The sequence below is a fragment of the Paenibacillus sp. SEL1 genome, assembly GCF_054602535.1.
In genome coordinates, this window is the sequence record NZ_CM137723.1 from 2803203 (window position 1) to 2818330 (window position 15128).

Sequence of the window (15128 nt, forward strand, 5' to 3'; positions counted from 1 at the left end):
TTTCACCCCTTAATTCATCTCTGCATATTATCACACCGTTTCATATAGAGTCTACATTATTCCATATAATTATTAAAACTATTCAATTATTATTAGGGTGTAAGAAACAAGGAAACAACATAATTTATATTTTTTGAAAATATTACTATTGGCGCTACAAGGGGGTTACTATGGCTATATACATCGATAAAGAGAAGCTTTTATTCCATTTACAAGGCAGCAATACGAGTTATGTCATGCAGGTTATACGAGATGGTTATTTAGCCCATCTGTATTGGGGGAAGAAAATTCAGAACTATCGGGGAAGCAATAAAATCATCTTTATGGATAGAGGATTTTCACCCAATCCCGATGGCTCGGATCGAGCCTTTTCACTGGATACTATCCCGCAAGAATATCCGTCATTTGGAAATAGTGATTTCAGGATTCCTGCGTATCAGCTTCAATTGGAGAATGGTTCTACAGTGACAGATTTTCGCTATAAAGAACATCGGGTTTACCAAGGCAAACCCAAATTGAAAGGGCTTCCTTCTACTTATGCAGAAGATGCTGGCGAAGTAGAAACTCTGGAAATCGTCCTTGAAGACCCATTAATTAATGTAAAGGTTGTACTATCCTATAGCCTTTATCAAAAGCGGGATGTCATTACCCGTTCAGTCCGTTTCGATAATGAAGGTCGGCAGCAGCTAAAACTGCTTAAAGCGTTAAGTGCTAGTGTGGATTTTCGTGATGATGAATATGAACTAATTACCTTGTACGGTGCGCATAATAATGAAAAAAATATAGCAAGGCGAAAAATTTTACCTGGAATTCAAATGGTAGATAGCTGCCGTGGAGCCAGCAGCCCTCAACAGGCACCCTTTATGGCACTTGTAAGAGAAGGAACAGATGAAGAACAGGGTGAAGTGTACGCCTTTAATCTGGTGTACAGCGGGAACTTTACGGCCCAGGCTCAGGTAGATTCCTATCGGAACACAAGAGTCACGATGGGGATTAATCCTTTTGATTTTACATGGCTGCTTGAACCTGAGGAATCGTTCCAAACGCCTGAAGTGGTCATGGTATACACCGAAAACGGCTTGGGCGGCATGTCGAGAATTTATCATGAATTATACAGGAACAGATTATGTCGTGGGCCTTATCGTGACAAAGAGCGGCCGATCCTGATTAATAACTGGGAAGCCACTTACTTTAACTTTGATGCCGACAAGATTGAGCAGTTGGCGAAGGAAGCTCAAAGTGTAGGAGTGGAACTGTTTGTATTGGATGATGGGTGGTTTGGAAAACGGGATGATGACAATACTTCATTAGGCGATTGGGTGGTGGATCGTCGCAAACTTCCAGATGGATTGCTGGATCTTGCACACCGCATACGAAATCTGGGTATGGAGTTTGGTTTGTGGTTTGAACCTGAAATGGTATCCATAGACAGCGATTTATACAGAAAGCATCCCGATTGGTGTATCCATGTCCCTGATCGTCCGTATACGTTGGGAAGAAATCAACTGATGTTGGATTTATCGAGGAAGGAAGTGTGTGAGTACATTATTAAGTCGGTTTCCGATATTTTATCGGACGTTCCAATTACTTATGTAAAATGGGACATGAATCGTCACATGACGGATGTGGGTTCGGCAGCCTTGCCACCTGAGAGACAGAGGGAGACTGCGCATCGTTATATACTGGGACTCTATAGTGTTATGGAAGAGCTTACATCAAGATTTCCCCATGTCTTATTCGAGAGCTGTTCTAGTGGAGGAGGCCGTTTTGATGCCGGCATGCTCTATTACATGCCTCAGACCTGGACGAGTGACAATACAGATGCCATTTGCCGACTGAAAATTCAATGGGGAACAAGTCTTGTCTATCCTCCGATTACTATGGGGGCACACGTCTCCACGGTACCCAACCATCAAGTGGGCAGAATAACTCCCTTGGAGACAAGAGGTTATGTCGCCATGGCCGGGAATTTTGGATATGAGCTGGATCTGACGACATTAACCGTTGAGGAAAAAGAAATAGTAAAAAAACAGATAGCTCTATATAAAGAAATTAGATCGCTCATTCAATTTGGGAAGTTTTATAGAATAATTAATCCGTTTGATGAAAATGAAGCCGCATGGAACTTTGTGTCGGAAGATCAAACGGAAATGGCGGCCAGCTATTTCAAGGTTTTATCCCAACCCGCAGCCGCGATTAAAACGTTAAAATTCAAAGGTTTGAATCCAGACTACATTTATAGAAATGTAGAAACCGGTGAGCTGTTCGGCGGTGATGAATTAATGCATGTCGGCATAACGCTTGCCAGGGTAAAGCAGGACTTTTTAGGCATGTTCTGGAGATTTGTTAAAGAAGACATCTGATTCAGCTAGAGGGGGTTTTACTAGATGGAAGCAAAAGAAAAGCAGTATAAGCAAATTTCTCAAGAAATTTTAAAATATATCGGTGGTGAAGGCAACATTATCGGTGTGGCCCATTGTGCCACCAGATTAAGAATTGTACTTGAGGACAATGAAAAAGCGGAATTAAAAAAGATTGAAGATATTGATCTGGTTAAAGGCGTTTTCATAGCGGGGGATCAACTACAGATCATTTTTGGAGCAGGGTTGGTCAATAATATCTATGCCGTATTTTCCAAACTGACCGGAACGGAAGATATGTCATTAAGTGATGTCAAAACGAAGTCCGCACAAAGGCAAAATCCTTTTCAAAAAGCCATTAAATCGCTGTCAGATGTCTTCATTGAGATCATGCCGGGAATTCTTGCCGCCGCATTGTTAATGGGGATAACCGGGCTATTAGGTCAGAAGGGGTTATTCGGTCCTAAATCGATTGTGGAGATGTATCCAATTTTTCAAGGGATCAATCGTTTCGTTCAAATCGTTTCTACGGGTATTTTCACCATCCTGCCGCTGCTTGTTGTTTATTCTGCAACCAAGAGATACGGCGGTCGTCCGATTCTGGGGCTTGTGCTGGGTGCGATTATGCTTCATCCAGCACTGGCGGATGCCTTTGAGGTAGCTAAAGGAAGTCAAAATCCGGAATCGATCAGTCTTTTCGGCCTTCCCGTACAGTTGGTTGGATTTCAGGGTGGTATTATTATTGCTCTAATGATGGGATATGTGGTAGCCAAGTTGGATCAGTTTTTTAACAAAAAGATTCCAGACATGATTAAACTATTTTTGGCTCCGTTGCTGACGGTCTTTGTTTCTTCCTTGCTATTGTTTACCATTATCGGCCCTCTTGGGCGAGAGTTGGCTAGTCTGGTCACCGTTTCGCTGCTTTGGATGACGCAAAACCTTGGGATATTCGGTTTTATGTTTTTTGCAGGCATTCAGCAGATCATTGTTATTACAGGCTTACATCATGTTATGGGTGCGGTAGAAGCGCAGCTGTTAACCGATACAGGCAGAAATTTTATCAACCCGTTGGCATCAGTAGCTTTGATGGCTCAAGGGGGCGCCGTTTTGGGGTATATTCTTTTGAATCGCAAAGACACCAAGGTTAAAGAAATGGGTTACTCTGCATTCGGGTCTGTACTTTTTGGAATCTCGGAACCAGCGATCTTTGGGGTCACTTTAAAGTATAAGTTCCCCTTGGTTGCTGGATGCCTCGGAGGAATGATTGCGGGAGCATATGTATATTTAAGCAAGCTGACAGCCATAGGATTCGGAACCACGGCTCTTCCCGGCTTTGCAATTGCAGCGTCAGAGAACCATGGTCATATGAATTATCTGATCGCTCATCTTATTGCCCTGTTATGTGGAGCATTATTTACATTGGCTTACGGTGCTTTCAAGAGTAAGAGGTCAACAGTCTGAACCAAGAGAATATGAGCAGGTTGGACAAAATTAGTAAGGTACCATCAAGTTTTTATGAAAACGGTTAAAAATAATAGAACATTCGTGGAATAGACAAGAGAGTATAGATGAAAAAGTAAAAGTGCCGTCCTCAGTCGTTAAAAATGACAGGGGACGGCTCTGAGTCACATGAATATACTTGTATGTTCGTTAAAGCTAATCGATTCCACTATCGCTTTCAATCAGCCCTTTGCCGATTACATTGGCCGAGACCGGAGGCTTGCCTAGCTCCCGAGACCATACGGACAGTTGCCCGATATGATGAATCTGGTGGGCAATGACATGCCGCATCACCTCGCCCCACGCATCAATTACAATCCTGCCGTCCGGGAGGTGATCTTCGAACCTTTTCCGTTCCAGACCATCATGCCAGGCGAGCACGAACGGCTCGACATCGAGTCGAAACTTTGAATCCAGCTCACGGACTTTGTCGAGCGTATCATAGAGAGAGAAGTCCTCTTGAAAGTCGGGTTTGCCCTGAATCGTTTGAATCCAGCTCCACTCTACATCAACGATATGAAAGAGTGTCTTTAGAATGCCGCCGACTCCCCCGACGCGTTGTTTCAGTAATTCCTCCTGCGACACCTCTTCACACCAGCGGTACCATTGTTCCCGAATCATCCAGTTGTAACGAAAAAAAGTCTGCATTCATCAACCTCCAGAGCTGTATTTGAGAATCATCTCCACCAGTTTACCATGGAATGCCAAAAGGGCTGTCTCATTCGTAGAAAATCTACTTTTGAGACAGCCCTTTATTATAGGATAGAGATGTTGTTACTGGCTTATTTCTTTGCAGCCGCGTAACGTTTGTTTACTTCATCCCAGTTGATTACATTGTAGAATGCTGCAATGTAGTCTGGGCGTTTGTTTTGATATTTCAGGTAGTAAGCATGCTCCCAAACGTCCAGTCCAAGTACCGGAGTCAGACCTTCAGACAGCGGGCTATCCTGATTTGGAGTGCTAGTGATCGCCAGTTTGCCGTCTTTGCCGACAACCAACCAAGCCCAACCGCTACCAAAACGTGTTGTAGCTGCTTTAGTGAAGTCTTCTTTAAATTTGTCGTAGCCGCCCAGCTCGTTGCTGATTGCTTCAGCAATAGCACCAGTCGGTTGTCCGCCGCCGTTAGGACCGATAACTTCCCAGAACAGGCTGTGGTTGTGGTGTCCACCACCGTTGTTGCGAACCGCAGTGCGGATGCTTTCAGGAACGCTGTCCAGATTGGAGATCAGATCCTCAAGGCTTTTGCTTTGCAGTTCAGGAGCGCTCTCCAGCGCTGCGTTTAAGTTCGTTACATATGTGTTATGGTGACGATCATGGTGAATTTCTACTGTCAGTGCATCAATGTGCGGTTCCAGTGCGTCTTTTGCGTAAGGAAGTTCTGGTAATTGAAATGCCATAGTAAAATCCCTCCTGGTTATATGGTTGGGTAAGTGTTCCTATGTAATAATACCCTCGATAGTTATATTAAACCGCATTCAGCCTATTTTATCAACATTTTTGTTTGTAAAATAGCAAACTGGGCAATACGGCCTGGTAGCTAGCATGTCCAAAAACCCGATTGGAATACACAATACATAGGTAATAAGAGGTAAATTGTGAACTTTAAAATGTAAACGCTTTATATGCAGCGCTTACATGAGAAAAAGGGATGTATTCCGTCAAAAAGTATGGTTTAATGGTCAAGGAAGCAGAAATTTCGGCTTTTTTGTCGTCTGCTATAATCTGTCATGTCTATGACATGACGAACTTGAGGGCATACACCCTTTTCCTGTTCTTCATTTCATATATAGCAGATCGTATGCATTTTTATCATAATGCCTTGTGATTAACACCATGATAAGAAATTTAAGGATTTATGTAAAAATGACGGTGCTGTCTCAATTTTTTTATTATGCTTACGAAAAGGGAGATATTACTTATGCACGTTCGTTCCTTTCAATTAAGTGATGTGAACTCAGTAACGGAACTCATGCAAATTGCCTTGTCAGAGGAGTGCTACAAAGAGACGGTGAGTGCGTTTGCCCGTCAGCTTTCGTGGGATTCCGGTTTGATCATCGTTGCAGAAGAAGAGGGAGAGATCGTTGGTGCTTTGATCGGCACGATGGATCAGAATGATGGTTGTTACTATCGTATCGCTATTCACCCGGATCGTCGTCGGATGGGAATCGGCAAATCGCTTGTGGAGTCCATGGAGCAGCGTTTTCAGCAACGTAAGGTTAGCCGTATTTGGGTAGCAGGGGACAAGCATAACAGTGCGGCCATGCCTTTGTACGAAGCGATGGGCTATGGAGCAAGCCAGATTTTACAGGCTTTTCAGAAGCTGAGTATTTTGGCGCCTCATTAATCGGGAATCGAAATAAAGAGAATTGAATAACATTAAGTATAATATTTACATTTAGAGCATATCTGAGTAACCGTTGCAATCGGGTACGGGATATGCTTTTCTATTTATAACAGGGTTGAGGAGGTTTAATTATGGACGCTTTGGCTCCTTCGTCAGGCCCGCTTCCCTCGCCGGAAACGTCCAAACAAGCAGGCCGCTCTGGTTACATACGCGATTGGTTAGTCACTCTGCTGATCGCCATGGTCGTCTTGCTGCTTCTAAACCTGTTCGTATTTAACTTGTCCACGGTCAGAGGACATTCGATGCAGCCGACGCTAATGGAAAGCCAGCATTTGTTCGTTAACAAGCTGATTTATAATTTTCATGATCCGGGCAGGGGGGACATTGTGATTTTAAAAGATCCCGATTCCAAGCTGTCGAGCCCAAGATTTTTAGTGAAGAGAGTCATAGGTATTCCCGGAGATGTCATCCGAGTTGAACATAATCAATTGTATGTGAACGGTGAACTACTAAATGAACCTTACACCAACTCTGACGTGGAGGATGGTGATTATGGTCCTTTTACGGTGGAGCCGGAGCACTTTTTTGTCATGGGGGATAATCGCCATATTGCAGCAAGCAAGGATAGCCGCTATTTTGGCAGCATTAAATCTCAAGATTTACTGGGACGTGCAGAATTTATATTTTGGCCGATATCTGAGTGGAAATGGCTATAGAGCAACTATAGTCTGAAATCAATGCGGAACACGTCCAAACCGATCAGGACCATGACGGATCAGGCGGTTACCGATGAGGAAAGGAAGAGGATGATGAAAGAAGTGATGGTATATACCGACGGTGCTTGTTCGGGAAATCCGGGCCCTGGGGGCTGGGGGATCGTTTTGCTGTATGGGGAGCATCGTAAGGAGCTGTCAGGTGCCGAGAAAATGACGACAAACAACCGTATGGAGATCAAGTCCGTGATTGAAGCGCTAAAGCTGCTCAAGGAGCCTTGCCATGTGAAAGTACACAGTGACTCTGCCTATGTCGTCAATTGCTTTAAACAGGGCTGGATTAAGAATTGGCTTCGTAATGGCTGGCGCAACAGTAAAAATCAGCCAGTGGAGAACAAGGAACTATGGGAAGAACTGTGGGAACTGATGGGTAAGCATGAGGTTGAATATGTGAAGGTTAAAGGGCACAGTGACAACGAACTGAATAATCGCTGTGATTTTCTGGCGACCAGTGCTGTTAAAAATTTACGGTAGCATCTGCTGCTATTTTCTGTTGAAATTTGAGATATGGGAATTTTGCAAATCCTCATATCTGTAATGATAAAAAGTGGAAGAGAGGTGAGTATCGGATGCAACGCGGATTGACTCAGGCGGCTGCCGGAACCGCTTCGACTTGGGCTGCGCTCAAGCAGGAAATTATTGAGGCAGCTCCAGGGCTGGGTATCGACTCCATCGGGTTCGCATCCGCCGACCCCTTTCTGTCTCTGAAAGCTATATTGGAAGAGCATCGTGCGAAAGGCTATGAATCCGGCTTTGAGGAGCCAGATATTGATAAGCGGATCTACCCGGAGCTGTATGGCTCACAGCCTGCATCTCTGATTGCTATTGCGGTGGCGTACCCTTCTAAAATGAAGGACCCGCCGAAGTCGGACAAGGGGAAGTACCGTGGTATTTTGGCGCGTTCAGCCTGGGGGAAAGATTATCATCTGGTACTACGCGAAGCGATGGAAAAGCTTGAGGCTTTTATAAGTGAGCGGGTGCCTGATGCCATATTGAAAAACATGGTGGATACCGGAGAACTGTCGGATCGAGCTGTTGCGGAGCGCGCAGGGATTGGTTTTAGCGGCAAAAATACGATGATGATTTCACCGACGCTGGGATCATGGATTTATCTAGGTGAGCTGTTGACGAACATTCCTTTCCAGCCAGATGAACCGGTAACGGATGGTTGCGGCGAGTGTACCAAATGTTTGGATGCCTGTCCTACGGGCGCGCTTGTGGGTCCTGGGCAGCTGAATGCCCAGCGGTGTGTGTCCTTTTTGACGCAAACGAAGGGCTTTCTGGATGAGGAGTTTATGCGGAAGATAGGGAATCGGCTGTACGGATGTGATACCTGCCAAATGGTATGCCCCAAAAATCGGGGTCTCAACTGGGATCACCATCCCGAGCTTACACCCGATCCTGAAATTGTGAAGCCGTTGCTGCTGCCGTTACTGGATTTGAGCAATCGTGAATTCAAAGACCGATTTGGTCAAAGTGCGGCGGCTTGGCGGGGGAAGAAGCCCATTCAACGCAATGCGGTCATTGGACTGGGCAATTTCAAGGATATCAGTGCGGTGCCCAAATTAACGGAGGTTTTATTGGATGATCCGCGTCCCGAGCTGCGAGGCACGGCGGCGTGGGCTTTGAGTCGAATAGGAGGGGAAAACGCTATGACAGCGATCAAGCAAGCATCAGAGAAGGAACAACATGAGCAAGTACGCGAAATGATCGCGCAAGCGCATTCCAAACTAGAGGAACAAGAGCAGACAGAACAGCAAAAGGCGTCTGAATTATCAAAATCAGAAGTAACGGCCGGGGATTCGCAGAGTCCAACCACCATTTATTATGATGAGATGGAGACACCTGTGGGCACGTTGACGCTGTGCGCTACAGATCGGGGGCTGTGCCGAATAGACTATGGCGTTTTTCATGCGAGGGAAGCACTGCTTCAGCAATGGGCCCGGACATGGATTGGGGAATATGTCTATGTGCAGGAACCTGACAAACTGCGCGAAGCCGCAGATCAACTGCGTGAATATTTTGCGGGAGAACGACGGGAATTTAGTATAGCCTATGATTTGAGAGGGACTCCTTTTCAAGAACAGGTATGGCGTGCACTGCAAAATATTCCGTACGGGCAAAGTGTGTCCTACAAAGATATTGCGGAATCGATCGGCCGAGCCAAGGCGGTACGTGCTGTTGGGGAAGCAAATAATAAAAATCCGTTACCCATCCTGTTTCCATGTCATCGGGTATCGGGTGAAAACGGAAGTTTGGTCGGTTATGCTGGAGGCTTGCCAGTCAAGATGAAGCTGCTGGATTTGGAGAAACAATAAGGACATATGTTTGCAAAAAGTGATTTGCTAGCTGTCCCATGTTTTGCTATGATAGGTTCGTGCAATTCAAGATGTTTCATATAAATATACAGAGGTGACGACTTCGTGGTGTGGAATATTGTCATTCCGATTATTACCCTGATTGCTGGTTTGGTTGGGGGATTTTTCATCGGTGCTTATTATCTTCGTAAACAGCTTGAAAAGATGCAAAACGACCCTGAAACGCTGCAAAAAATGGCCAAACAGATGGGTTACAACCTGAATGGGAAACAAATGCAAAAAGCCCAGCAGATGATGAAGAACCAACAGTTCTCCAAAAATCAGCCTGGTCCGCGTAAAAATCAGGGCCGTCGGAAATAATGAGCAACGTGAGCACGGATGCCGCATGAGGTTGCTGCATAGAGGAGGATTACTGTGGCTGGCGTAAAAGATTATATTAACCGCAAAGCTGCGGATAACCGGGATAAAATCGAGTACCATGTGGAGCAGATTTTAGAACTGATCGGTGAGGACCCCAAGCGTGAAGGGTTGTTGGAAACACCGGCACGCGTTGCGCGCATGTATGAGGAAATATTTGCGGGTTATGAGGTTGATCCCCGGGATGCGCTGGGTGTGACATTTGACGAGAATCACGAGGAGCTTGTCATCGTGAAGGACATCGTTTATTACAGCCAGTGTGAGCACCATATGGCTCCTTTCTTCGGAAAAGTGCATATCGGCTATGTACCCAGCGGCAAAATTGTAGGACTGAGCAAGCTTGCACGTCTGGTAGAGGCAGTGACCCGCCGATTGCAGGTACAGGAGCGTATTACATCACAGATCGCTGATATTTTAAATGAAGCAGTCTCCGCTCACGGGGTTATGGTGGTCGTGGAAGGCGAGCACCTGTGCATGTGTGCAAGAGGTGTCAAAAAGCCTGGTAGCAAAACGGTAACGTCTGCGGTACGTGGTACGTTTCGTGATGATGCAGCGCAGCGCGCAGAATTTCTGTCGCTGCTCAAGGATTGATCGAACATCGCAAGACGTTTATGTGATGAACAAAAAAAGGGTGGTTTACGCATAGGCGTAGCCACCTTTTTTTGTTAACATCAGAAATAGAGACGACGGGATAGCCGCCTTAAAATTACGATAGCCTATGGATAACAGTTATTTTTATAGATAGGGGATAACGTATGGAGAATGTACATAGATCAACAGAAAAAACAACAGCTTTGCCTGAGTTACAGTGGTTTGAAGCGCCACTCGCGGCCACTCAGGAGGACGTTTTGTCTCCGCTGGCTTGGGAGGAGCTGGCCTGTCGGCAAGTAGGGAAAGGAGCTGCACCCATTTTGCATCTATGGCGGCATCCGTCAGCGCTTGTGATCGGTCACCGGGACCGCAGGCTTCCCTACGCCCCACAGGCGATGGAGCGAGTGCGCAGTGCGGGAACCTCGGTATGCGTACGCCCCTCGGGTGGAGCAGCCGTCATGCTGGACAGGGGGGTGCTGAACCTGTCCTTGATCCTGCCGAATCCACAGCGGGCCATCAGCCTGCATGAGGATTTTCGGCTCATGGCAGCGCTAATTGCCGATGCGCTGGTTCCGTGGTCTGGCGAGGCGAAGACCGGAGAAATCCCCGGGTCCTTCTGTCCCGGGGATTACGATGTCAGCGTCCGAGGCCGCAAGTTTTGCGGCATTGCACAGCGGCGCCAAGCCAAGGCGTATATCATCACAGCCTTCGTGATGATTGAGGGCAGTGGTGTAGAGCGTGCGCAGGCGGTGCAGCAGTTTTATACAGAGGCAGCCGGAGACACGCCGGCGGGCGTGCAGCAGCAGGATTACCCCCGGGTGAATCCAGCAACGATGGGTAGCCTGGCAGAGCTGGCTGGAGTGCCGTCTGTTGAGGCGTACACGGCATCTCTGCGCCGTGTCGTTGAGAGCCGGACAGCCGTTTTACCTGCCGCTGGCTGGCTGGTACAACCGGAAGGATTGACCGAACAAATGGCAGCACTCAGAGAGCGATACGATTTGCAGGTGTAGTTTTTCTTTAGCTTAGAAGCTTAGAAGGGTTGCCATCTCAGTTTGGAGGCTTGGGTATAGCGCTCTGCAACCTCTGGCCAGTTAACGACATGCCACCAATCTTCAATGTATTTGTTGCGTTCGGCCTGATGCTTTAAGTAATATGCATGTTCCCATACATCTAGCGCTAGCAGCGGAATGGACTCCCATTGAGTCAGATTCTGGTGCTTTTCGGCCTGCAAAATTTCAAGTCGTCCCGCGCGTGGACTCCATACCAGGATAGCCCAGCCGCCACCCTCGACCTTTTCGGCTGCTGAACTGAATTGCTTTTTGAATGCATCGTAGCTGCCAAAATCCTTTTTAATCTGTTCAGCCAGCGGTCCGCTTGGGTTTCCACCACCTTGAGGACTCATGATCGTCCAAAAAAGAGTATGCAGATAATGGCCTGCGCCGTTGAATGCCAGTTCCCGTTCCCAATGCTTTACGAGGTCAAAATCACCTGTTTTTCGGGCTTCTTCCAGCTTCTTTTCCGCTTTATTCAGGTCATTCACATAGCTCAAATGATGCTTGTTATGGTGAATACGCATTGTTTTCTCATCAATATACGGTTCAAGCGCATTATAGGGGTAAGGGAGCGGCGGTAGCCGATGTCCCCCAATAGGAACCGACCGGCCGATTGTGGTTTTTTCCGTTGCCGAAGGTTGCGCCTGGCTGGACTTGACGCCTTTAGTCGTCCATGCGCCTTCTCCCCTTATGTCTGCCTGCCGTTCTCGAAGTTCTTCCTCTGGGTAATTCTCACCCTCTGTAGCTACATGATACAACCTAGCAGCCCTTGCGATGGAGCCAGGTTCCTGAAAGGGGGTTGTCGAGATCAGGAAATATTGGCTTTCATGTGCCGCGTGTAATACAACTCCGGCGGATTTTGGTTGCTGACGCAATGCATGACTGTGCTCGCTTAGCAGCCCGAGCTGCCGTACATACTCCTGTGACTGACGGTTTGCGGTTTGCAGCAAATCGTCTAATCGACGATTTAATTCTTGTGAGTTAAGCTGAGAGTTTGAGGCTGACTCTGATAATGGCATCTTTATAGATGATGATGCGTCTAATCCTCTTGACTGTTTTGAATGTTCAGTGAATTCGTGTGTATGTGCTTGTGGAGCAGCCGACATCTGTTTCCACTCCTGATGCCACGCCTGATCTGCCGGATCGAGTGCGCTCCGTTGCTCTTCAAGCAGCTCTATGGCGGTGCGTTCCGTCTGTTCGAATACAGTCCGCCAATCATCCAGCAGCCGTACATAAGTAGGCTCTAGTCCCTCGGTAGCGGATTTAATCACTTCCACATGCCAACTTTCCTGCTGCTTCCAATGCCGAATTTCCTCCAGCACACGTAAGGGCAGGAAAGACCCATAAGTACTCAGCATCGTTTTTTACCTCCCGTATCCCACTATGGCTATCCGGCCGATCTGGCAGATCTGCCCTGGACGCATACGTACCCAGTATATTCACTGTCTCATCAGGAATATGTCTATGAACTCCCTTAATCGGGTCATATCTGTTAGGTAAAACAATGAATACCCATGGAACACGAAAAAGAAGCCCAGCTACGGCACGGGTTAAGTGTCCATAGACAGGCTTCTTCAAGGGGAAGAATAGAATATAGTTCTTCGAAAAAAAATTTTTTACTTCGTATTCGTTTGTTTGTGGGCATCAGCGGTGGTTTTCTTGTCCTCCAGCTCCTGTACACTGCTTAGAAACGTCGATACCCGTCGCAAATATTCACGAGGGTGCTCTCTGAAAATAAGCTCATGTATCCCGTTTTTAACAATCCATACACTGGAAAGCGGGTTGGTTTGATTGGCAGCGAGCTTTTCCGCAATAGGATAAGGAGCTTTTTCATCCTGTGTACCATGCACAAACATGATCGGGAACGGGTAGTTTTCCTTTTTAACCTCCTGATATGGAATCTGGTGCAAGCTGGTGCCGTTCAAAACTGGAAACAACAACTCCAGAATTTCCAAAGACGGATGTCTTGGCAGATTAATTTGATTGTGAATGTTATGGTACAGCGTATCCGGTTCCAGCAGGAAGGTGCTGTCCAAAATCATTGCGTCCACATCCTTGGTTTGCAAGCCCGCCTGAAGAGCGGTTCCTGCCCCCATGGAGAAGCCCCATACGATAATCTCCGACGAGCCGCGTTGCTTCGCAAGCTGAATTGCTCCGAGGAGCTGTTGGGATTCTGCTTTGCCTCCGGTTGCGACTGCTTTGCTGTTTTGTGACGCAAATCCATAATCGAACATGACCACATTAAAGTTCAAACTGTGGGCATAATGTGCCAGATCATACATGGGAATCCAGCTTTCTTCGCGGTTAGCTCCATAACCATGGCTGAAAATAATCGTTTTCCGCGATTGATCCGCCGGGATATACCAGCCTTGTACCATGCGACTACCATCCTTGGCAGGGAAGCTGACTTCCTCATAAGGCATGCTTTTGGCCTGCATCGGATTAGAGTACAGTGGTGCAACGGTGGGATTCGTAAGTACCCATGCGATGTAAGCATGCAAGGCAATAAAACAAAACAACAGAAAAAAGACGACCGACAGCAGCAGAGCAATCACAACGTGCTTGAACCGCAGCAGACGGGGATTAAAGAGTGGGGTGGACGGCTCCTGAACAGCGGTCTGTAGCTGAGCGTTGCGCTGGGATGTCGAAATCATGTAAGAGCCTCCTTATATAAAATTGATCTTCGTTTCATAGAATATAGGTATAATTCCACTTGAAAATAGTAGTGTAGATCCGTATAGATACCTATTATCGTATGATGGGGATTATCCAAAGTCAACGCCTGAACCGGAAAAGTAAAAATGATGCAAAGAATTGTCGATGTTTGTTCTCGTTCTGTAATATGGTTGTCACAAAAACATCGGTTTACAGTAGCCGCGACTATTCTATATAATTTATGTAACCATGTTTCATAGTGTGAAACGAATATGGATACAAGAGGAGCGGTTCACGATGGAAGACCGTAAATTAACCGTTCGCGCTGTAGAGCGTGCACTTGATATACTGCTGTGTTTTACCGCAAATTCGGATCTTGGCCTGACGGAGATTGCCTCCAAAATTGGTCTACATAAAAGCACGGTTCATCGGCTGTTGACTACGTTGGAGGATCGGGGCTTTGTCGTTCGGAATGCCGAAACGGAAAAATATCGACTTGGCTTCCGCATTTGGGAGCTATCCACGCATTTGTCCCAAAGTGACGAGCCGGCGGTGCTGTTACAACCTGCAATGGAAGGACTACGTGACCGTCTGGGGGAGACGGTCAGCTTGTACTTACGAGACGGCAGCATGCGTATTCGCATACAAGCCGTGCAGAGCAATCAGGCGATCCGCAGGGTCGCGCCTGTAGGTGCGCGTATGCCGCTGGCTGTAGGGGCCTCCAGCAAGGTGCTGGCGGCCTTTATGCCGCCGCAGGAGCTGGAAGCCCTGCTAAGCGGGGATGAATGGCCGCCCTCAGTAGACCCGGAGGTCTATAAAGCCCAGCTGCAGGACATTCGCGAGAAGGGCTATGCGACCAGCTATGAAGAACGGGAGCCAGGGGCTGCTGCTGTGGCAGCGCCAATTGTGAACCGGAAGGGACAGGTCACTGCGGCTTTATCTGTATCCGGCCCGGTCAGTCGACTTGCACCCGAGACGCTACATGACTTTGCTCCGATTTTGATCGAAGCGGCGAAGGAAATGGGGCTTATGCTCCCGTAACAAGAATGAACACAGTTGAAGCAAGCAGAGTGATTTGATGGGGAACGTCTCCTTGGTAAAGGGAACCTAAAGGGGTT

14 protein-coding genes are annotated in these 15128 nt (G+C 47.0%); 10 read left to right on the top strand and 4 right to left on the bottom strand.

Going from position 1 to position 15128, the window contains the following annotated elements; all coding sequences use genetic code 11:
- Window positions 1-170 precede the first annotated feature (170 nt).
- Window positions 171-2363, top strand: coding sequence for an alpha-galactosidase (locus ACYCSE_RS12850; protein WP_459702430.1), 2193 nt, complete (start codon window positions 171-173; stop codon window positions 2361-2363).
- 24 nt (window positions 2364-2387) lie between these two features.
- Entirely contained in the window at window positions 2388-3821 is a 1434-nt protein-coding gene (locus ACYCSE_RS12855; protein ID WP_459702431.1) for a PTS transporter subunit EIIC, read from the top strand.
- Window positions 3822-4016: 195 nt separating this feature from the next.
- On the opposite strand, the gene ACYCSE_RS12860 is transcribed toward ACYCSE_RS12855, so the two are convergent.
- Entirely contained in the window at window positions 4017-4508 is a 492-nt protein-coding gene (locus ACYCSE_RS12860) for a DinB family protein (protein WP_459702432.1), read from the bottom strand.
- A 134-nt stretch (window positions 4509-4642) separates the two neighbouring features.
- Entirely contained in the window at window positions 4643-5257 is a 615-nt protein-coding gene (locus tag ACYCSE_RS12865) for a superoxide dismutase (RefSeq protein ID WP_023986992.1), read from the bottom strand.
- Window positions 5258-5778: 521 nt separating this feature from the next.
- Between ACYCSE_RS12865 and ACYCSE_RS12870 the strand changes: the two genes are divergently transcribed.
- The 7 genes from ACYCSE_RS12870 (at window position 5779) to ACYCSE_RS12900 (ending at window position 11313) form a co-directional block, all read left to right on the top strand.
- The gene (locus tag ACYCSE_RS12870) at window positions 5779-6204 is read left to right on the top strand and encodes a GNAT family N-acetyltransferase (protein WP_069291098.1); all 426 of its coding nucleotides are present in this window, start codon (window positions 5779-5781) and stop codon (window positions 6202-6204) included.
- A 131-nt stretch (window positions 6205-6335) separates the two neighbouring features.
- Window positions 6336-6920, top strand: coding sequence for a signal peptidase I (lepB, locus tag ACYCSE_RS12875; protein WP_452566236.1), 585 nt, complete (start codon window positions 6336-6338; stop codon window positions 6918-6920).
- A 93-nt stretch (window positions 6921-7013) separates the two neighbouring features.
- Window positions 7014-7451 (top strand): ribonuclease HI, encoded by a 438-nt coding sequence (rnhA, locus tag ACYCSE_RS12880; protein WP_023986996.1) that lies wholly within the window; start codon window positions 7014-7016, stop codon window positions 7449-7451.
- A gap of 95 nt (window positions 7452-7546) precedes the next feature.
- Window positions 7547-9295: a tRNA epoxyqueuosine(34) reductase QueG gene (gene queG / locus ACYCSE_RS12885; protein WP_459702433.1), complete on the top strand. Its 1749-nt coding sequence runs from the start codon at window positions 7547-7549 to the stop codon at window positions 9293-9295.
- 105 nt (window positions 9296-9400) lie between these two features.
- The gene (locus ACYCSE_RS12890; RefSeq protein ID WP_013308742.1) at window positions 9401-9655 is read left to right on the top strand and encodes a YneF family protein; all 255 of its coding nucleotides are present in this window, start codon (window positions 9401-9403) and stop codon (window positions 9653-9655) included.
- Window positions 9656-9709: 54 nt separating this feature from the next.
- Window positions 9710-10303 carry a GTP cyclohydrolase I FolE gene (gene folE / locus ACYCSE_RS12895; RefSeq protein WP_250267441.1) on the top strand — a complete coding sequence of 198 codons (594 nt, stop codon included), beginning with the start codon at window positions 9710-9712 and terminating at the stop codon, window positions 10301-10303.
- A 164-nt stretch (window positions 10304-10467) separates the two neighbouring features.
- Window positions 10468-11313, top strand: a complete 846-nt coding sequence (locus ACYCSE_RS12900; protein WP_452566238.1) for a lipoate--protein ligase family protein — start codon at window positions 10468-10470, stop codon at window positions 11311-11313.
- Window positions 11314-11333: 20 nt separating this feature from the next.
- On the opposite strand, the gene ACYCSE_RS12905 is transcribed toward ACYCSE_RS12900, so the two are convergent.
- Both ACYCSE_RS12905 and ACYCSE_RS12910 read right to left on the bottom strand, forming a co-directional pair.
- Window positions 11334-12713 carry a Fe-Mn family superoxide dismutase gene (locus ACYCSE_RS12905; protein WP_459702434.1) on the bottom strand — a complete coding sequence of 460 codons (1380 nt, stop codon included), beginning with the start codon at window positions 12711-12713 and terminating at the stop codon, window positions 11334-11336.
- 258 nt (window positions 12714-12971) lie between these two features.
- Window positions 12972-14009, bottom strand: a complete 1038-nt coding sequence (locus ACYCSE_RS12910) for an alpha/beta hydrolase (RefSeq protein WP_104497336.1) — start codon at window positions 14007-14009, stop codon at window positions 12972-12974.
- Window positions 14010-14307: 298 nt separating this feature from the next.
- Here ACYCSE_RS12910 and ACYCSE_RS12915 point away from each other — a divergent pair, with 298 nt between their 5' ends.
- Window positions 14308-15051 (top strand): IclR family transcriptional regulator, encoded by a 744-nt coding sequence (locus ACYCSE_RS12915; RefSeq protein ID WP_061831535.1) that lies wholly within the window; start codon window positions 14308-14310, stop codon window positions 15049-15051.
- The last annotated feature ends 77 nt before the right edge of the window (window positions 15052-15128 follow it).

Bases quoted from the DNA above. Each gene is read 5' to 3' on its own strand.
- ACYCSE_RS12850 (WP_459702430.1), top strand. From the start codon at position 171: ATGGCTATATACATCGATAAAGAGAAGCTTTTATTCCATTTACAAGGC.
- ACYCSE_RS12855 (WP_459702431.1), top strand. From the start codon at position 2,388: ATGGAAGCAAAAGAAAAGCAGTATAAGCAAATTTCTCAAGAAATTTTA.
- ACYCSE_RS12860 (WP_459702432.1), bottom strand. From the start codon at position 4,508: ATGCAGACTTTTTTTCGTTACAACTGGATGATTCGGGAACAATGGTAC.
- ACYCSE_RS12865 (WP_023986992.1), bottom strand. From the start codon at position 5,257: ATGGCATTTCAATTACCAGAACTTCCTTACGCAAAAGACGCACTGGAA.
- ACYCSE_RS12870 (WP_069291098.1), top strand. From the start codon at position 5,779: ATGCACGTTCGTTCCTTTCAATTAAGTGATGTGAACTCAGTAACGGAA.
- lepB (WP_452566236.1), top strand. From the start codon at position 6,336: ATGGACGCTTTGGCTCCTTCGTCAGGCCCGCTTCCCTCGCCGGAAACG.
- rnhA (WP_023986996.1), top strand. From the start codon at position 7,014: ATGAAAGAAGTGATGGTATATACCGACGGTGCTTGTTCGGGAAATCCG.
- queG (WP_459702433.1), top strand. From the start codon at position 7,547: ATGCAACGCGGATTGACTCAGGCGGCTGCCGGAACCGCTTCGACTTGG.
- ACYCSE_RS12900 (WP_452566238.1), top strand. From the start codon at position 10,468: ATGGAGAATGTACATAGATCAACAGAAAAAACAACAGCTTTGCCTGAG.
- ACYCSE_RS12905 (WP_459702434.1), bottom strand. From the start codon at position 12,713: ATGCTGAGTACTTATGGGTCTTTCCTGCCCTTACGTGTGCTGGAGGAA.
- ACYCSE_RS12910 (WP_104497336.1), bottom strand. From the start codon at position 14,009: ATGATTTCGACATCCCAGCGCAACGCTCAGCTACAGACCGCTGTTCAG.
- ACYCSE_RS12915 (WP_061831535.1), top strand. From the start codon at position 14,308: ATGGAAGACCGTAAATTAACCGTTCGCGCTGTAGAGCGTGCACTTGAT.